At 47.3% G+C, this 19,288-nt stretch carries 17 protein-coding genes and 1 tRNA gene; 16 read left to right on the top strand and 2 right to left on the bottom strand.

The genetic code is table 11. The annotated features are described in order from the left end of the window. Window positions 1–246: 246 nt before the first annotated feature. From DW121_RS13750 to DW121_RS13720, 7 genes are all read left to right on the top strand, one after another. Entirely contained in the window at window positions 247–693 is a 447-nt protein-coding gene (locus DW121_RS13750; RefSeq protein WP_117712999.1) for a hypothetical protein, read from the top strand. A gap of 202 nt (window positions 694–895) precedes the next feature. After that, window positions 896–1,708: a MotA/TolQ/ExbB proton channel family protein gene (locus DW121_RS13745; protein WP_117712936.1), complete on the top strand. Its 813-nt coding sequence runs from the start codon at window positions 896–898 to the stop codon at window positions 1,706–1,708. A 53-nt stretch (window positions 1,709–1,761) separates the two neighbouring features. Continuing rightward, window positions 1,762–2,367 (top strand): ExbD/TolR family protein, encoded by a 606-nt coding sequence (locus DW121_RS13740; protein WP_117712937.1) that lies wholly within the window; start codon window positions 1,762–1,764, stop codon window positions 2,365–2,367. A gap of 11 nt (window positions 2,368–2,378) precedes the next feature. Next, window positions 2,379–3,032, top strand: a complete 654-nt coding sequence (locus DW121_RS13735; RefSeq protein ID WP_117712938.1) for an ExbD/TolR family protein — start codon at window positions 2,379–2,381, stop codon at window positions 3,030–3,032. A 22-nt stretch (window positions 3,033–3,054) separates the two neighbouring features. Continuing rightward, a complete protein-coding gene (locus DW121_RS13730; RefSeq protein ID WP_117712939.1) occupies window positions 3,055–3,870 on the top strand; it encodes an energy transducer TonB in 816 nt (271 codons plus the stop codon). Window positions 3,871–3,880: 10 nt separating this feature from the next. Continuing rightward, complete coding sequence (locus tag DW121_RS13725) at window positions 3,881–4,831, top strand: PstS family phosphate ABC transporter substrate-binding protein (RefSeq protein ID WP_118324107.1); 951 nt, start codon at window positions 3,881–3,883, stop codon at window positions 4,829–4,831. 5 nt (window positions 4,832–4,836) lie between these two features. Next, window positions 4,837–6,282, top strand: coding sequence for a tetratricopeptide repeat protein (locus DW121_RS13720; RefSeq protein WP_118324105.1), 1,446 nt, complete (start codon window positions 4,837–4,839; stop codon window positions 6,280–6,282). Window positions 6,283–6,542: 260 nt separating this feature from the next. Here DW121_RS13720 and DW121_RS13715 read toward each other — a convergent pair. After that, a tRNA-Met gene (locus DW121_RS13715) sits at window positions 6,543–6,615 on the bottom strand. A gap of 232 nt (window positions 6,616–6,847) precedes the next feature. Here DW121_RS13715 and DW121_RS13710 point away from each other — a divergent pair. Genes DW121_RS13710 through DW121_RS13690 form a run of 5 tightly spaced genes read left to right on the top strand, consistent with a single transcriptional unit; the run spans window position 6,848 to window position 11,672 of the window. Beyond that, on the top strand, window positions 6,848–7,432 hold the full coding sequence (locus DW121_RS13710) for a TetR/AcrR family transcriptional regulator (protein ID WP_117712942.1): 585 nt from the start codon (window positions 6,848–6,850) through the stop codon (window positions 7,430–7,432). Window positions 7,433–7,461: 29 nt separating this feature from the next. Further along, entirely contained in the window at window positions 7,462–8,208 is a 747-nt protein-coding gene (gene fabG, locus DW121_RS13705; protein WP_117712943.1) for a 3-oxoacyl-[acyl-carrier-protein] reductase, read from the top strand. Window positions 8,209–8,227: 19 nt separating this feature from the next. Continuing rightward, complete coding sequence (locus tag DW121_RS13700; RefSeq protein ID WP_117712944.1) at window positions 8,228–8,899, top strand: RluA family pseudouridine synthase; 672 nt, start codon at window positions 8,228–8,230, stop codon at window positions 8,897–8,899. 22 nt (window positions 8,900–8,921) lie between these two features. Further along, window positions 8,922–11,459 (top strand): prolyl oligopeptidase family serine peptidase, encoded by a 2,538-nt coding sequence (locus DW121_RS13695; protein ID WP_118324103.1) that lies wholly within the window; start codon window positions 8,922–8,924, stop codon window positions 11,457–11,459. Beyond that, window positions 11,460–11,672, top strand: coding sequence for a hypothetical protein (locus tag DW121_RS13690; RefSeq protein ID WP_117712946.1), 213 nt, complete (start codon window positions 11,460–11,462; stop codon window positions 11,670–11,672). Between the two features lie 225 nt (window positions 11,673–11,897). Here the strand turns inward: DW121_RS13690 and DW121_RS13685 are convergent, their stop codons facing one another. Continuing rightward, window positions 11,898–13,319 (bottom strand): sigma-54-dependent transcriptional regulator, encoded by a 1,422-nt coding sequence (locus DW121_RS13685; RefSeq protein WP_118324101.1) that lies wholly within the window; start codon window positions 13,317–13,319, stop codon window positions 11,898–11,900. 92 nt (window positions 13,320–13,411) lie between these two features. Here DW121_RS13685 and DW121_RS13680 point away from each other — a divergent pair, with 92 nt between their 5' ends. From DW121_RS13680 to DW121_RS13665, 4 genes are all read left to right on the top strand, one after another. Next, on the top strand, window positions 13,412–14,251 hold the full coding sequence (locus DW121_RS13680) for a peptidylprolyl isomerase (RefSeq protein WP_118324099.1): 840 nt from the start codon (window positions 13,412–13,414) through the stop codon (window positions 14,249–14,251). Between the two features lie 6 nt (window positions 14,252–14,257). Next, window positions 14,258–15,493 (top strand): M16 family metallopeptidase, encoded by a 1,236-nt coding sequence (locus DW121_RS13675; protein ID WP_117712949.1) that lies wholly within the window; start codon window positions 14,258–14,260, stop codon window positions 15,491–15,493. 76 nt (window positions 15,494–15,569) lie between these two features. Next, complete coding sequence (locus DW121_RS13670; RefSeq protein ID WP_117712950.1) at window positions 15,570–16,922, top strand: MATE family efflux transporter; 1,353 nt, start codon at window positions 15,570–15,572, stop codon at window positions 16,920–16,922. 2 nt (window positions 16,923–16,924) lie between these two features. After that, complete coding sequence (locus DW121_RS13665; RefSeq protein ID WP_117713000.1) at window positions 16,925–19,225, top strand: ATP-binding protein; 2,301 nt, start codon at window positions 16,925–16,927, stop codon at window positions 19,223–19,225. Window positions 19,226–19,288 lie beyond the last annotated feature (63 nt).

Genomic DNA, 19,288 nt, shown 5'->3' with positions numbered 1-19,288 from the left:
GCCTCCGTATCGGATGATACGGGGGCTTTATTCGTTTTAAGAACTTGCATTTGATCTTTATCTCTTTGGAAATAGGATTGTTGCAATGATTAAAAGTGCTTAAAACCAGATAATTATCTTACCGTTTTATTCTGTAATTCCATTCTTTTTTGTATCTTTACTACATATTAGAAGGTATAATAAGAACTTTAATCAGCGAACATTTTGCAATCGGTTTATGTTTATTAGGTAGACTCATAGAATGACATGAAAACAACTGTAAAGACATTTTGGATTAGTATGCTACTGATACTCACTTGCAGTATGAGTGGGAAAGCTGCTGACTTTGCCAAAGTCTGTATAAAGTCTGCCGAAACTTGTGAGGTTTCTGCAACTTTGTCTTCATGTTCGTCTACTTCATCTAAAAATTTAAAGCAGGACAATTCAAGATTTGCCGATACCGAATATTCATGGACAGCAGATGTTGAATTGGGCATTAAGCCTGTTTCGGAAATTTATTCTTCTAATCAACAGCGCATACGCAGAGTGATAGAGGATAACATATTCCTCAGAAATATATTCCTGATATTGTCCAACCATGAAAACTTACTTGTACATGGCAGGACCAAACAATACTTTTCAGATAAAGACCCGTACTATGCAGTGACGGGTAGTGATTACTACATCTATACGCTTCGGCGGATTTTGATTTAGCCACTAACTTCCTTTTTTAATTTCCCCCTTTTTCTTCCTTCTTTGATTGTGAAAGGAAGTGAGAGCAGGTGACCTGTGTGTGCATATGTGCTGAATGAGGTTGCAAGGATGAATTACGCCCTATTGGTCCGTAAGAGGGAAGTTATACCCCTACGCTTTATTTTCAAAATCAATTTTAATACCAACAATTAAACTTTTAATCATGGAAACAACTCAAAAAAAAGCAGCCTCTTTTAAAGGTATCAAGTCCGCCGGTTGGGTAATCGTAATTTGTTTTATCATTGCCGTACTTATTTTTAATTTTGTTCTTGGAAATCCTTCCAACTTCATGAACAATGACCCGAATAACCACCCGTTGCCCGGAAATTTCTTGGGTACTATATATAAAGGTGGATTTATTGTTCCGGTAATCCAAACTCTCTTGCTTACCGTTATTGCTCTGAGCATCGAGCGTTACATTGCTATTCGCGCCGCTTTTGGTAAAGGTTCTTTAGTGAAGTTCGTAGCCAATATCAAAGCTGCGCTGGCTGCAGGTGATATGAGGAAGGCTCAGGAGATTTGCGATACACAACGCGGTTCTGTAGCCAATGTGGTAAACGCAACTTTAAGGAAATATGCCGAAATGGAGAATGATACGGAATTGGCCAAGGACCAAAAGTTGCTTGCCATCCAGAAAGAACTGGAAGAAGCTACCGCATTGGAGCTGCCGATGATGGAACAGAACTTGCCGATTATCGGTACTATCACCACTTTGGGTACATTGATGGGATTGCTGGGTACGGTTATCGGTATGATTCGTTCGTTTGCAGCCTTGGCTGCCGGAGGCAGTGCGGACTCTATGGCATTGTCACAAGGTATTTCCGAGGCTTTGATTAATACAGCTTTCGGTATCTTGACGGGTGCTTTGGCGGTTATCTCTTATAACTATTACACCAACAAGATTGATAAGTTGACTTACAGCCTTGATGAGGTTGGTTTCTCCATTGTGCAGACTTTTGCCGCTACACATAAATAAATTGAGATGTGAGATTTTTCGATTATTAATTCTCAATTTTTAATTTGATAATTATGGGTAGAGCGAAAATAAAAAAGAAAAGTACGTTCATCGACATGACTGCCATGAGTGACGTAACCGTATTGTTGCTTACTTTCTTCATGCTGACTTCTACGTTTGTGAAGAAAGAACCGGTACAGGTAACCACTCCGGCATCCGTTTCCGAGATTAAGATACCGGAAACGAACGTTCTCCAAATATTGGTTGACCCGAACGGAAAAGTATTTATGAGCCTGGACAAGCAGTCCGATTTGCGCAATGTGCTGGAAGCTATGGGGCAAGAATACGGAGTGACCTTTACTCCCGAGGAAACAAAGACGTTTATGCTGGCATCCACTTTCGGAGTGCCGATGAAGAGCATGAAGAAATTCCTCAGTTTGCCGCAAGACCGGCAGGACGCTGTGTTAAAGAATGAGGGGATACCTACCGACAGTATCGATAATCAGTTCAAGGCTTGGGTACGAAATGCCCGTGCCACGAATTCCGATTTGCGTATTGCTATCAAGGCAGATGCTGATACTCCTTATTCCGTAATCAAGAATGTTATGAACTCACTTCAGGACTTAAGAGAGAATCGGTATAACCTGATTACTTCCCTGAAGACCACATCTGAAGACTAACGAAAGGAAACATTATGGCTGAAATACAAGAAAGCGGTAATAAGAAAGGTGGAAAAAGTAAACAAAAGAAGATGACCGTCCGGGTGGACTTCACGCCGATGGTGGATATGAATATGTTGCTGATTACCTTCTTCATGCTGTGTACTTCACTGAGCAAACCTCAGACAATGGAGATAAGTATGCCGAGCAATGACAAGAGCATCACCGAAGAACAGCAAAGTAAAGTGAAAGCGTCGCAGGCTATCACGCTGTTGCTGGGAGATGACGATAAATTGTATTACTACGAAGGAGAGCCCAACTATAAAGACTACACCTCACTGAAGGAGACTTCCTATCAGGCTGACGGTTTGCGGGCTATGCTCTTGAGACGTAATAGGACTGCTGTAAATGAGGTGAACAAACTGAAGCAGCAAAAACTGGAACTTAAAATATCAGAAGACGATTTCCGTAAGCAGCTTTCCGAGATAAAGAGCGGAAAAGATACGCCGACGGTTATCATCAAGGCTACCGACGCAGCCTCGTATAAGAATCTGATTGATGCCCTCGATGAAATGCAGATATGTAATATAGGTAAGTATGTGATAACGGATATTGCCGATGCCGACCGGTTCCTGATAAAGAACTATGAAAGCAAAGGCGAGCTGTCGCAGAATATTGCCGAATAATAACACCTAAAAACAGAAGAATATGGCTAAAGTAGATTTAAGTTCTTTGGAATGGTGTGACCTTATATTCAACGGCAAGAATAAAGCGTACGGCGCCTATAAGATGCGTGAGGATTCTCCACGCCGCCACAATATAGCTGTGATACTGGTGATAGTGATAGCCCTGATAGGCTTCAGCATTCCCACCCTGATAAAGATGGCTACCCCGAAGCAAAAGGAGGTGATGACCGAGGTTACCACTCTGTCGCAGTTGGAAGAACCGGAAGTGAAACAGGAAGAGATGAAGCGAGTAGAGCCTGTTGCTCCGCCACCGCCGGCTTTGAAGAGTTCCATCAAGTTCACTGCTCCTGTCATCAAGAAAGATGAAGAAGTGAGGGATGAGGATGAAATCAAGAGCCAGACCGAGCTGACGGAGACGAAGGTTGCCATCTCCATTGCCGACGTGAAAGGCAACGATGAAGCCAACGGAAAGGATATTGCCGACTTGAAACAGGTAGTGACACAAGCTCCTGTGGCAGAGGAGAAAGTTTTCGATATGGTGGAACAGATGCCTACCTTCCCCGGTGGTCAGACCGAATTGATGAAATACATTGCCAACAATTTGAAGTATCCGACGATTGCGCAGGAAAACGGTGTTCAGGGACGGGTAATCTGCCAGTTTGTGGTAGGTAGCGATGGTGGTGTAAGGGATGTCAAAGTTGTAAAGACCCTTGACCCTTATTGCGACAAGGAAGCTATACGTGTGATAATGTCGATGCCCAAATGGATACCCGGTAAGCAAAACGGTAAGGCGGTGTCTGTGAAATATACAGTTCCTATTGTCTTTAGGTTGCAGTAAATTGTGTGTTATGAAAACGGTGAAACAACTTCAGCTTTCAGGTTTGATAGTAATGCTGGTTCTGGCTTCTGCCTGTCGGCAAAAGTCCAAGGACGGACTGACGGATACCTATACTTCCGGCGTCATAGCAATTGCCGCCGACGAAAGTTTCCGGCCGATTGTGCAGGAAGAGATAGATGTGTTCGAGGGTTTGTTTCCTTTGGCGGGAATTGTGCCCCGTTACGTGACGGAAGTGGAAGCCGTCAACCTTTTGCTCAAGGACAGTTTGCGGTTGGCTATAACCAGCCGCAGGCTGACTCCGGAAGAGATGAATTCCTTCAACAGCCGCAAGTTCTTCCCGCAAGAGATAAAGATTGCCACGGACGGACTGGCATTAATCACCAATCGGAATAATCCGGATACATTGATTAGCGTGAAGGACTTCCGCCGTATTCTTACCGGGGATGCCGGGCAGTGGAAAGATATTTATCCCTCATCCCGTTTGGGAGATATTCACTTGGTATTCGATAACAAGAATTCCAGTACTGTACGTTTTGCTGTGGACTCCATAGCCCGAGGAGCACCGCTTTCAAGTCAAGTGAAGGCACTGAAAACGAATAAGGAAGTCATGGACTACGTAGCACGTACGCCGGATGCAATGGGCGTAATCGGGGTGAACTGGCTGAGCGACCGCAACGACAGTACGGGACTTTCTTTCAGTAAGGAAGTGCGGGTAATGTCTGTCAGCGCTGCCGACAAGGCTACGCCGGCCGACAGTTACAAGCCTTATCAGGCATATCTGTTCTACGGTGATTATCCGCTGGCACGCAGCATCTATGTTCTATTGAATGATCCGCGGAGTGCACTCCCGTGGGGTTTTGCTTCCTTCCTCGCTTCCGACCGGGGACAGCGGATTATATTGAAGTCGGGATTAGTACCCGCCACCCAACCGGTGCGTGTGGTAAACGTCAAAGATGAATAACTAAAATGAATGCTGACATGAAACGTAAATTATTATTCTGTATGGGAGCGTTGCTGTTTTCCGGTACGCTTGCCGCACAAACGCCTGTGCCCGAATGGCAGGCAGGGGTAGATGAAGTAAAAAGCCTGATAAAGACAAATCCCGAACAAGCATCCGAAACAGCCGGAGAGTTGTTGAAAGGGAAAAACAAGAAAAATGTATCACTGATTGTCTCCGTAGCCCGCGCCTATCTGGATGCCGGTAAGCGGGCAGAAGCGGAAAACTATCTGAAATTAGCCCAAAAGGCAGACAATAAGGATGCAAGCGTGTCTGTACTGGAAGGAGACATTGCGCTTGCAGGAAAGGATGTAGGGCGTGCCTGCCAACTTTACGAACAGGCCATCTACTTTAATCCCGATTGCAAGGAAGCCTATCTGAAGTATGCACGGGCCTATAAAACGGCAAGCCCCTCACAAGCTATCGACAAGCTGCAACAGCTGAAAGCACTGGCTCCGGACTATCCGGAAGCCGATAAAGAACTTGCCGGGGTGTATTACGCCACCAACCGTTTCGGCAAGGCGGCAGAAACCTATGCCAAGTTCATAGACACTCCCGTTGCTACGGAAGATGATATATTGAAGTATGCTTTTGCCCTGTTCCTGAACCATGATTTTGAGAAATCACTGCAAGTGGTTCAGAAAGGTTTGCAGAAGAACGGACGTCATGCGGTATTCAACCGTCTGGCCATGTACAACTACACCGACCTGAAACGCTACGATGAAGCGGAGCAAGCTGCCAATGCCTTCTTTAACGCTTCGGACAATGCCGACTATTCGTATTTGGACTACCGCTACTACGGAGTCCTGCTGAGTGCCTTGGAGAAGTACGACCAAGCCATTGCAGCGTATGGCAAAGCGCTCGAACAGGATAGTAGCCAGATTGATGTCTGGCGCGAGATATCCGATGCGTACGAATTGGAGAATGACTATGCACAGGCCATCGCCTCCTATCAAAAGTATTATGATGCTTTAAGTCAAGACAAAAAGACGCCCGAAGCACTATTCCAGCTTGGACGTCTCTATTACGGTCAGGGTACATCTTCGGATACGCTCTCCGTTCGGCCTGCCGACCGTGTAGCGGCATTGCAGGCTGCCGACTCTGTGTTTGCGCTGGTTGCCCGACAAGCTCCCGACAGCTACTTGGGTGATATGTGGCGTGCCCGTACCCATTCCGCCATGGACCCGGAGACTACCGAGGGACTGGCAAAACCTTATTATGAGAAGGTGGCGGAAATGTTACTGGCAAAGAACGAGCCGAGGTATAACTCTGCATTGATTGAGTGTTACAGTTATCTGGGATACTACTATCTGCTGAAGAGCGATTATCCGGCTTCAAAAGAGTATTGGAATAAAATTCTGGCTATCGACCCCACCAATGCCACAGCTAAAAAGGCGTTGGACGGCATCAAATAGCAATAATTTTAGTTGTTTGTCGTGTCGGGAGGAGTGGAGAGTGATTCTTAGCTCCTCTCATTCTTTTTATCAACCTATCACTACTTGTGCAAGAAGTATTCAGCCTGCAAAGACCTGTTTTGATGTATATCATAACTCATTTTGATATACGTCAAAACGGATTATCATGTATATCAAAATAGAGAATATTCTTGCCTCGCTTTCTGTCTGAAAAGGGAATAAAAAGAAAAAAGACCGCTGAATTAGCGATCTTCTTTTAGTTGCGGAGGCCTGACTCGAACAGACGACCTTTGGGTTATGAGCCCAACGAGCTACCAACTGCTCCACTCCGCGATGTTTTGTGGGTGCAAAGGTACGGCTTTTATTTGAATGTGCAAATAAAAGCCGAATTATTTTTCATAAAAAATGTACTAATATACATAATCGGCTGATAAATAGTCTGATAAAATGAGAACATCTTCCATCCGCCATTCAGCTTGATTGTTAATAAAATGCGCTTTTGTTTGTGATATATGCGGAAATGTCTTACTTTTGCACAAATTATTAAGCAATGTGCAATTAGTCTATGGCCGTATCGAAGACAAAAGCTAAATTAGTGGATGTAGCCCGTCAGTTGTTTGCTAAAATGGGTGTTGAGAATACCACGATGAATGATATTGCCCTCGCTTCTAAAAAAGGTAGGAGAACGCTTTATACCTATTTTAAGAGCAAGGAAGATATTTATATGGCTGTTGTCGAATCGGAGTTGGATATGCTTTCGGACATGATGAAGCGTGTGGCGGAGAAAGACATATCGCCGGACGAGAAGATGATTGAGATGATATACACACGTCTGGACGCAGTGAAAGAGGTGGTATTCCGCAACGGTACGCTTCGGGCTAATTTCTTTCGTGACATTTGGCGGGTAGAAAAGGTGCGAAAGCGTTTTGATGCCAAGGAGATACTGCTGTTTAAGGAGGTATTGCGCGAAGGAGTGGAGAAAGGCGTGTTCAGAATAGACGATATCGACATGACCGCCGAACTGGTGCATTATTGTGTAAAAGGGATTGAAGTGCCCTATATCCGCGGCCATATCGGTGCAAAGCTGGATGATGAGACCCGCGACAAATACGTTGTCAACCTTGTGTTTGGCGCACTGCATAGAACATAAAAACATTTAATCAATAATTTAAAAACAGTATGGGATTATTAGACGGAAAAACAGCCATTGTAACCGGAGCCGCTCGCGGCATTGGTAAGGCTATCGCATTAAAGTTCGCTCAAGAAGGAGCTAATATAGCATTCACCGACTTGGTGATTGACGAAAATGCTGAAGCTACGGCAAAGGAAATCGAAGCGTTGGGCGTAAAAGCCAAAGCATATGCTTCCAATGCGGCAAGCTTTGAAGATACCGCCAAGGTGGTAGAGGCTATCCATGCAGACTTCGGTCGCATTGATATTCTGGTAAACAACGCAGGTATCACCCGCGACGGTTTGATGATGCGTATGACCGAACAACAATGGGATATGGTTATCAACGTGAACCTGAAATCAGCTTTCAACTTCATTCACGCTTGTACTCCGATTATGATGCGCCAGAAAGCCGGAAGCATTATCAATATGGCTTCCGTAGTAGGTGTTCACGGCAATGCAGGCCAGGCCAACTACTCTGCTTCCAAGGCCGGTATGATTGCATTGGCGAAGTCCATCGCACAAGAACTGGGCTCTCGCGGCATCCGTGCCAACGCCATCGCTCCGGGCTTCATCATGACAGCCATGACAGATGCCCTGTCCGAAGAAGTAAAGGCCGAATGGTGCAAGAAGATACCTTTGCGTCGCGGCGGTACACCCGAAGACGTTGCCAACATTGCTACCTTCCTGGCTTCTGATATGTCTTCTTATGTATCAGGACAGGTGATTCAGGTAGACGGTGGTATGAATATGTAACATCCAAATTACTGAATAAATGACTGTCGTATACGAGGACAATCATATCATTATAGTAAACAAGACCGCTTCCGAGATAGTTCAGGGAGACAAAACGGGCGATACGCCGCTTTCGGAGACCGTAAAGCTGTATCTCAAGGAGAAATACCAAAAGCCCGGCAATGTCTTTATCGGTGTCACGCACCGTCTGGACCGCCCCGTAAGCGGTCTTGTTGTTTTTGCCAAAACCAGTAAGGCGCTTACCCGTCTGAACGAGATGTTCAAGAACAGCGAGGTGAAGAAAACCTATTGGGCAGTGGTGAAGAACCAGCCTCGGGAGCCGGAAGGCGAGCTGGTGAACTATTTGGTACGTAATGAGAAGCAAAACAAGAGTTATGCCTACGATAAGGAAGTGCCGAACAGCAAGAAAGCGATTTTGCATTATCGGCTCATAGCCAAGTCACAGAACTACTGTTTACTGGAGATAGACCTGAAAACGGGGCGTCATCACCAGATACGTTGCCAGTTGGCAAAGATGGGGTGTCCCATTAAGGGAGATTTGAAATACGGCTCTCCCCGTTCCAACCCCGACGGAAGCATCTGCCTGCATGCGCGCTTTGTGCGCTTTGTACATCCGGTGTCCAAGGAACTGATAGAGGTGGAAGCCCCTGTTCCTGCCGGCAATCTGTGGAATGGCTTTGAAATGATTTGATAATCTGTTAATAACAAATTCAATGAAAAAGATTCTGATTCTTTCGGGACTGTCCCTGCTTGCAGCGTTTGCAGTCCGGGCGCAGGATAAAGTGACCGAATACAATGTACGTCCTGCCGTTGCGGTGCGTACTCCTATTCAGGGGGACAGCATCAACTTTACAGGAGAGAAATTCACGACCGATAACCTGCTGAAGACCGACATCAGCCTTGACTTCGACGGACGTCCTTACGAACGCATAGCGGCAGATACCGCAGGCTATGTACGGGTGGAGAAAGCGGATAAGGATAATCTGTTCTATCTGTTTGCCACCAACCTGCGTGCGGAACGCTTTATGAAAGGAAAGCTGAGTATTTACTCTCCCGCGCGTTTCGAGGTGTTTGTGAATGGCGTTTCCAAGCAATCCAAAACGACTGCGGAAGATAGCTTGTCGCAGGTTGCCCCTTCGGTACTCAGTTTGCGTCTGGAGCCGGAAGCGGATTATGAGATAGTCGTTAAATTGTTGTCGACGGCTGCTGATAAGGCCGTTCCCGCATTGAAGTGCGAGTTTGAGAAAGATAAGGAGTTTGCCGATGTCGGCTATCGGATTGCACCCGATTTGAAAAGACGTTTCGCACTGCACAATACGGCTTTCGGAAGCCGCGTGCGTTCGGTCAGTCTCTCTCCGAACGGCAAGTATCTGCTTACCTGCTATGCGGATAACTATTCGTTGAAACGTTCAAGGACACGTTGTGAGCTGACTGAACTGAAGACAGGCAGGGTGATACTGCCCGCTGCCGATGAGAAAATGCGCTGGATGCCCCGCAGTAATAAGCTCTATTATACTGCAACCGGCAGGCAACGGAATGATTTGGTGGTGTTCGACCCGGTTACCATGCGCGAGGAAGTGCTGCTGAAGGATGTTCCCGAAGGATATTTTGCATGGTCGCCCGCAGAAGACTATCTTATCTACTCTCCCGATGATAAGGGAGAAGCGGTCAGCGGTCCTTTGAAACGGCTGCTGCATCCCGACGACCGTATTCCCGATGCGCGTTCCCGTAACTATCTTGTTAAGTACGACCCGGCAACAGGCCTCTCCGAACGACTCACTTATGGCAGCCATGCCGTCTATCTGAATGACATATCTTCTGACGGCAAGAAACTCTTGTGCTCCACCTCTAAATCGAATATCACTCAGTGTCCTTTCTCCCTCACTTCCATCTTCGAGGTCGATTTGGCTACGTTGCAGGTGGATACGCTGGTGGCATGGGACCCCTATGTCAACAGAGCGGCTTACTCTCCCGACGGTGGACAGCTTTTGGTAATAGGCAGTCCGATGGCTTTTGACGGAATAGGGAAGAATTGCGGCGGGCATCCTGTCGCCAATGATTTTGATACCCAGGCATTCATTGTGGACAAAGCCACGAAAAAGGGCAGTCCTATCACACGCGATTTTAATCCCGCCGTTGACTTCTTGCAGTGGAACCGTGTCGACGGTTGTATTTACTTCAATACAACGGACGAAGATTGCAGACATATCTACCGCTATGTTCCGAAGACGGGCAGCTTTGAAATGCTGCCGCTTCAGGAAGATGTGATTTCTTCCTTCGATTTGGCGGAACACAATCCTACGGTTGCCGCCTATGTCGGTGGTGGAAATACCAGTGTGGGAGTTGCCTATACGTACGATGTGAAGAAGAAAACGTCTGTCTTGCTTGCCAACCCGATGAAGCCCGTTTTGGATAAAATAGATATGGGCGCCATGAAGGAATGGAACTTTATGGCGGAAGACGGTACGGAGATAAAAGGCATGATATGCCTGCCGCCGTCTTTCGACCCGAATAAGAAATATCCGCTTATCGTTTATTACTATGGCGGGACTACACCTACCACACGCGGCATTACTTCCCCTTATTGTGCGCAGCTGTTCGCATCACGCGATTATGTGGTTTATGTTGTCCAGCCCAGCGGAGCTATCGGTTACGGTCAGGAATTCTCCGCCCGCCATGTCAACGCATGGGGAGAACGTACCGCTGATGAAATTATCGAGGGAACGAAGAAATTTTGCGCTGCTCATCCGTTTGTCGACGACAAGCGTATCGGTTGCATCGGAGCATCTTATGGCGGCTTCATGACGATGTACTTGCAGACAAAGACGGACTTGTTTGCCGCTGCCGTTTCGCATGCAGGCATCAGCAACGTGACCAGTTATTGGGGCGAGGGCTATTGGGGCTATTCCTATAACTCCGTTGCCGCTGCCGGGAGCTATCCGTGGAATAATCCCGACCTGTTTACAAAACACGGGGCATTGTTCAATGCGGATAAAATCAAGACTCCGTTGCTGTTGCTGCACGGTACGGTCGATACGAATGTGCCTGTCGGCGAAAGCATCCAGTTGTACAATGCGTTGAAGATATTGGGCAAGCCGGTGGAGTTTATAACGGTGGATGGCGAGAACCATTTCATCAGTGATTATCCCAAGCGCGAGCTATGGCACAACTCTATCATGGCATGGTTTGCACGTTGGTTGCAGGACAGTCCGGCATGGTGGAATGACCTTTACCCGGAAAGACATTGGTAAATGAAAGATAACAAAAAAGCCGTTTCCCGGAATAGACAAGGAGGAAACGGCTTTTTTGTTGTTAGTGCGCTTACTATTATTCGGCCACTTCAAGTTGTGTTTTGGATGCTCTTGGCCATTTGCAACTGTGCTCAGACCAAGAACTATCCGTCACAAACAAACATAAACAGGGCTGCTACTAATACTAATCTTTTTGTTTTTCAATTGCTTTAATAGGTTTATATTTGGTTCAGTCTTAGTTTAGGTAGATTTTGCTTTAATACTACTGTGGACTTGATGTCCACATAAACTATACTTCAAATGATGTGCCAAAATTAGCAAGGGAGTGATAAGGGATTGATAATTAGTATGCTAATGTTGCAGTGGCGGGATGGCACATCGTAGAAATGTGTGGAAATGTGTGGAAAGTGTGGAATGGAGTGTAGAGTTTTTCCACAATCACAGTTCTATTCCGTATAGTTTAAGTTTGTTGTAGAGTGTTTTTCGGTCTATGCCGAGTAGTTGTGCGGCGCGGCTTTTGTTGTAACCTGTCTGTTTCAAGGCTTCGATGATTTGCTGCTTTTCGGCTTCTTCGTTGCGGAGCGGCATACCGGCAGACGGAGTAACCTGATTTTGCAGTTCGCTAAGTTCGTTCAGGGTAATGAACCTGTCTTGAGCTAAGAGGGTGGCTCGGCGGACGATATTCTTCATCTGGCGCAGATTGCCCGGCCACTGGTATTCCAATAAGGCTTTGGACGCTTTCTCGTCAAAGCCGATGAGATGCTTGTCCAGTTCACGGTTGGCTTGGTCAAGGAAGAAGTTGGCAAAGAGAAGGATGTCCTCGCGGCGGTCTTTCAGCTGCGGCATACGCAGGGTGAATTCATTGATGCGATGGTAGAGGTCTTCGCGGAATGTACCTTTCTCGATGGCCTGTTCCAGATTCTCATTGGTGGCGGATACTAAGCGCACATCTACCTGTATCTCCTTGTTAGAGCCGATAGGACGTATTTTACGTTCTTGCAGGGCGCGAAGCAATTGTATCTGTACCTCATAGCTGAGGTTTCCTATTTCATCCAAGAAGATAGTACCGCCGTTGGCAGCTACGAATGCACCGGTTTTGTCGGTCAGCGCACCGGTAAAAGAACCTTTTACATGACCGAAGAATTCGGAAGCGGCAAGTTCTTTGGGAATAGCTCCGCAATCAATGGCTATGAACGGCTGTTCTGAGCGTCGGCTCAGCTGATGGATGCGTTGTGCCACGTACTCCTTGCCTGTTCCGCTGGCTCCGTTGATGAGGACGGACATATTGGTGGGAGAAACCAGATTTACATAGTTATAAAGTTGTTTGGCAGCATCGCTTTCGCCTTCCAGATAGTCGGATGAAGCGCCTTCTGCGCCTTTCAGGCAGGGATTGTTGTTGCTCTCGGAATACATGGTCTGTTTGGGTGAAACTGACGGTCTGTTTGAGGCAAACGTATCATCTGTTTGGGGTGAACGCATGGTCTGTTTTGAGACAGCGGATGAGAGTTTCAGGGCTTCATCCATTTTCTTCAATAGCTCATCGGGATTTACGGGCTTTGCGATGTAGTCGCACGCACCCAGTTTCATGGCTTGCACGGCGGATTGTATATCGGCATAGCCCGTCATGATGATAAGAGGTATATGCAAGGAATGTTCTCCCAGCCATTTCAGCAAGTCTATGCCGTCACGGTCGGGCAGGCGCAAGTCGGACAGTATCAAGTCTACTGTTTCGTTTTCAATATGCTTTTGGGCTCGGGATATGCTGCTGGCCGAACTGACTTGGAAACCTTTCTTGCCAAGCCATGTTTTCAACATCATACCGTAAGTGATGTCATCTTCTACGATTAATATGGATTTCATCCCTTCTGCTTTTTATCTCTTTTATGATGCAAAGGTAAATCGTTTTGTTCGATTTTAGTATATTTGCAGACTTAAATTAAACAAAAAGACAGATGAAAAGAAATCTCATTGTATTATTAACTATACTGGCTTGCGGTCTGACGGCCTGCAAACCGGGACAAAAGAAAGACGGAAATATGGAAAAAGAAACGAAGTTGAAGATTGAAACAAGTGCGGGTGACATCATCGTGAAATTGTATAACGAGACGCCGAAGCATCGCGATAACTTTATCAAGCTGGCCGAGGACGGTACTTATGAGGGTACTCTGTTTCACCGCGTCATCAAGGACTTCATGATACAAGCGGGAGACCCCGAATCGAAGAATGCTCCGAAAGGCAAGATGCTGGGAGCCGGTGATGTGGGATACACTGTTCCTGCGGAGTTTGTCTATCCTAAATACTTCCATAAGAAAGGTGCGCTGTCGGCTGCCCGTCAGGGAGATAATGTGAACCCGAATAAGGAGTCATCCGGCTGTCAGTTCTATATCGTGACCGGAAAGGTGTATAACGACTCCACGCTTCTCGGCATGGAACATCAGATGAACCAGGCACGCCTGAACAATGCTTTCAATGCTTTGGCGCAGAAGCATATGAAGGAAATCTACAAGATGCGTAAGGACGGAGATCAGGAGGGATTGATGAATCTGCAAGATACACTCATCGCGCAGGCTGAGGCTCAGGTAGCCAACGAACCGGAATTCCGTTTCACGCCGGAGCAGGTGAAGGCTTATACTACTGTTGGCGGCACGCCGCATCTGGACGGCGAATATACCGTATTCGGCGAAGTGGTTGAGGGCATGGATATCGTAGATAAGATTCAACAAGTGAAGACAGACCGCAGTGACCGTCCGGAAGAGGATGTGAAGATTAAAAAGGTGACTGTGATTGATTAATAAAGAATGAAGATAAATAAGCATTGCTTCTCCAACGGCCTGCGGCTGGTACATCACGAAGATACCAGTACGCAAATGGTGGCGTTGAACATAGTTTATGATGTCGGTGCGCGCGACGAGCATCCCGAACATACCGGTTTTGCCCATTTGTTTGAGCATCTGATGTTCGGCGGTTCGGCGCATATTCCCGATTATGATACGCCCTTGCAACTGGCGGGGGGAGAAAACAATGCTTGGACAAATAATGATATAACCAATTACTACCTTACTGTTCCGAAACCGAATGTGGAGACAGCCTTTTGGCTGGAGTCCGACAGGATGTTGGAGCTGGCTTTCAGCGAGCAAAGCCTCGAAGTGCAGCGCGGTGTGGTAATGGAAGAGTTTAAACAGCGCTGTCTCAACCAGCCGTACGGTGATGTGGGACATTTGCTCCGTCCGCTGGCATTCCGGGTACATCCGTACCGTTGGCCCACTATCGGCAAGGAACTTTCGCACATAGAGCAGGCTACACTGGACGAAGTAAAGAGTTTCTTCTATCGCTTCTATGCTCCGAACAATGCCGTGTTGGCTGTGACGGGAAACATTTCATGGGATGAAACTGTTAGGCTTACCGAGAAGTGGTTTGCTGCCATTCCGCGGAGAGACGTTCCGGTGAGGCGATTGCCGCAAGAGCCGGAGCAGACGCAGGAACGCAGGCTGACGGTAGAAAGAAATGTGCCGCTGGATGCCTTGTTCATGGGTTATCATATGTGCAGTCGTGAGAGTGCCGATTATTATGCATTCGATATATTGTCCGATATTCTCAGTAACGGGCGTTCCAGTCGCTTAAACCGTCGTTTGGTGCAAGAACAGAACATTTTCTCCGGTATTGACGCATACATCAGCGGCACGCGTGATGCGGGGTTGCTGCAAATCAGCGGTAAACCTGCGGCAGGTGTGTCATTGGAACAGGCGGAAGCGGCTGTCCGCAAGGAATTGGAAGAATTGCGGCAGTCTCCGGTAGGTGAGCAGGAGTTGGAGAAGGTCAAGAATAAGTTTGAATCCACCCAGATATTCGGCAATATCAATTACCTGAATGTAGCCACAAACCTTGCTTGGTTTGAACTGACGGGAAAGGCGGAAGATATTGACCTCGAAGTAGAGCGTTATCGTTCTGTTACGACAGAGCAGCTGTATACTGTGGCGCAGCGTAGCTTCTGCGAAAACAATACCGTGGTATTATATTATAAGAGTGATAAATGAAACAAAAGTTTCCTACATTCCCTTATGCCTTTAAAACTGTTAGTTTTTCCCTTTGAAATAAATTTTAGACAGTAAGATGATGAATTTAATAGCCGGCTATAAACAGCATTATAAAGCGTTGATATTTTTGGGGCTTCCTATTGTTATCGGGCAGGTGGGTGTAATTATTCTCGGTTTTGCAGATACCCTGATGATTGGGCATCACAGTACGGAGGAACTGGGTGCGGCTTCTTTTGTAAACAATGTATTTACGCTTTGCATCATTTTCAGTACCGGTTTCAGCTACGGACTGACACCTATTGTGGGCAGTCTTTACGGCAATCGTCGGTTTGCCGAAGCGGGGCAGGCATTGCGTTGCAGTCTGGTGGCGAATGTACTGGTGGCGTTGCTCCTTACTCTCATCATGACGGTGGTCTACTTCAACGTGGAACGTCTGGGGCAGCCCGAGGAGTTGCTACCATTGATAAAACCTTATTATCTGGTATTGCTTGCTTCGTTGGTTTTCGTTATGCTGTTCAACGGCTTCAAGCAATTTACGGATGGCATAACAGATACCAAGACCGCCATGTGGATACTGCTGGGCGGGAATGGCCTGAACATCATAGGCAACTATATTCTTATCAACGGTAAGTTGGGCTTTCCCGAGTTGGGACTGTTGGGGGCGGGTATCAGCACGTTATTTTCACGTATTATGATGGTTGTGGTCTTTGCGCTGATAGTGCTTCGCGGCCGCCGTTTCATCCGTTACCGGGTCGGGTTCTCCCGTATGGGGTGGTCGCTTCCGGTGTTCAGGCAACTCAATGCGCTGGGCTGGCCCGTCGGGTTGCAAATGGGAATGGAGACGGCTTCTTTCAGCCTTAGCGCTATCATGGTGGGGTGGCTGGGAACTATCGCTTTGGCGTCCCATCAGATTATGCTGACTATTTCGCAATTCACTTTTATGATGTACTACGGTATGGGCGCAGCGGTAGCGGTACGTGTCAGCAACTTCAAGGGGCAGGGCGACATGGAGAACGTACGCCGTTCCACCTATGCTGGCTTCCACCTGATAATGGCTATGGAGATAGTTCTGATGAGTATTGTTTTTGTGATGCGCGGACAAGTGGGCGGTTGGTTTACGGACAGTGCCGAGGCTTCGGCGTTGGTAGCGTCTTTATTCTTCCCTTTCTTGATTTATCAGTTTGGTGACGGATTACAAATCAACTTTGCCAATGCACTGCGAGGCATATCGGATGTAAAGCCGATGATGATTATTGCGTTTATTTCTTATTTTATTATATCTTTGCCCGTAGGATATTTTTGCGGTTTTGTACTGGGCTGGGGATTGGTCGGCGTCTGGATGGCTTTCCCGTTCGGACTGACCAGTGCCGGATTGATGCTGTGGTTGCGCTTCCGCTATAAAACGGGAAAGAAGGTGGAATCTTTTTAATGATGAATAGCGTATCGAAAGTAAAGATAGCTGTCGGCTACACTCTGTTGTTGGGAGTGTTGTTCTTTTCCCTGTTCTTTGTGCATCGGGAGATGGAGAATCTTATGCTTTCCGATAATCAGGATGTGCACTGGACGGACAGTCTCATCACCCTGCTCCGGGAGAAGGATGAAAATACGATTTATATGCTGCGTGTGTTGAGCGAGACGAACGATAGTATGGTGTCCACCCGCGAGATAGAGAACATCATCGCTACCCAGCAAGATTCGGTGGTTACCAACCGACGCGTGCAACACCGCATTATAACGCATCGTGACACTGTGGTCACCAAACCCAAGAAAAAAGGCTTCTTCCGCCGCTTGGGAGAGGTGTTTGTGCCGCCCAAAAAAGATACCGCCATCCAAGTGAAGACTTCCCTTGAATATGCCACGGATACGGTGATTGATATCTATAATCCGGTGGATTCCCTTCAGGAAAAACTACGCGCCGTGGCGCAGCAGAAGAAAGAAAGCAGTGCGGTTGTACAACGCCGCAGGCGTACTTTGCAGCGTATGGACAAGATGCTGACTGCACGTATAGACAGCCTGTTGAAAGGTTATGAACAGGAAACCTTACAACGTGCCCGTGAAGAAGCGGAATATCAGCAATCCGTGCGCCGCCACTCCGTTAAGATAATCAGCGGCATTGCAGTGGGGGCAGTGTTGCTTTCTGTCTTTTTCCTGATAATAATAGGACGCGATATCACGCGCAGCAACCGCTATCGTCGCGAATTGGAAGAGGCCCGCCGTCGTGCCGAAGACTTGCTGGCTACGCGGGAGAAGATGATGCTTGCCATTACCCATGACTTTAAGGCGCCGCTCGGCTCCATCATGGGCTATGCCGACTTGCTCTCCCGTCTGACGGTGGACGAAAGGCAACGTTTCTACTTGGACAATATGAAAACCTCTTCGGAGCACCTGCTGAAACTGGTGGTTGATTTGCTTGATTTTCATCGGCTCGATCTTCATAAAGCCGAGATAAACCGGGTTACTTTCCACCCTGCCCGTTTGTTGGAGGAGATTCATGTCAGTTTTAAGCCGTTGACCTCTGCCAAAGGACTGGAACTGCATTGCGATATTGCTCCCGAACTGGAGAGCACATATATTAGCGACCCGCTCCGGCTTCGCCAGATTATCAATAACCTGCTTTCCAATGCTGTGAAGTTTACGGACGAGGGCAGTATAATGTTGACGGCACGCTACGAAAATCGTCGGCTGGTCGTTGCCATCGCCGATACGGGCAAAGGTATGGAACCTGCCGACAAGGAGCGGATATTTCAAGAGTTTACCCGTCTGCCCGGTGCGCAGGGCAAAGAGGGATTCGGACTTGGGCTATCCATTGTGCGTATGCTCGTACAATTGCTGGAGGGGACGATTGATGTGGATAGTGTGCCGGGCAAAGGAAGTACGTTCACGCTACGTGTGCCTTTGTTTCCTGTACGCGTATCGGAAGGTGCGGGTGAGAAAGCGCAGGAAATATCCGCATCTCCACAACCCTCGCTTCGGGTACTGCTCATAGACGACGATAGTATTCAACTTACACTTACTGCAGCCATGCTCCAACATAGCGGTATCGTTTCGGTGTCGTGTATGCAACTGGATGAATTGCTGGATGCTTTGCGCTCCGATACCTTTGATGTGTTGCTCACGGATGTGCAGATGCCGGCCATAAACGGCTTCGACTTGCTGAAACTGTTGCGTGCATCGAATCTTCCTCAGGCACAAACTATCCCTGTGATAGCCGTTACGGCACGTAGCGATATGAAGCCGGAGGAGTTCAAGGCATATGGCTTTGCCGGTTGCCTGCACAAACCGTTTACGATGGCGGAACTCTTCCGCGAATTGAATACGGAAGGCTTCGGGCAAGAAGCTGCCCGGCAAGGGAAAGAAGTGGCGGGAGGCACTGCTGAGGCTTCATCTCCAAATCATCCGTATAACTTCTCGGCGCTTACCGCTTTCTCTGGCGATGACCCTGAAGCTGCACACTCCATTCTTGAAAGCTTTGTTTCCGAAAGCCGCCTTAATGCCGAACGCTTACAGAAGGCGGTAGATGCAGCTGATATGGACGAGGTGGCTGCCGTTTCACATAAAATGATTCCTCTTTTTACGTTGATTGGGGCTGCGGAGCTGGTAGAGGAACTTAAAGTATTGGAAGGTCTGCGAGGCGTCTCCTTTACTGCGGAACAAAAGCAACGGGCACTCCGGTCGCTTGCTTTCATTGAGGATATTATCCGCTTACAGACCCATACAGATTCGGATAAGTAGCCATAAACACCGGTATAGCGCAGTATTTTTACTCTTTAGGAACTTTATCTCAAAATTAATTGT

The sequence above is a fragment of the Bacteroides sp. AM10-21B genome (assembly GCF_003472565.1).
Taxonomy (GTDB): domain Bacteria; phylum Bacteroidota; class Bacteroidia; order Bacteroidales; family Bacteroidaceae; genus Bacteroides; species Bacteroides propionicigenes.
This window is presented reverse-complemented; position numbering and strand designations above follow the sequence as displayed.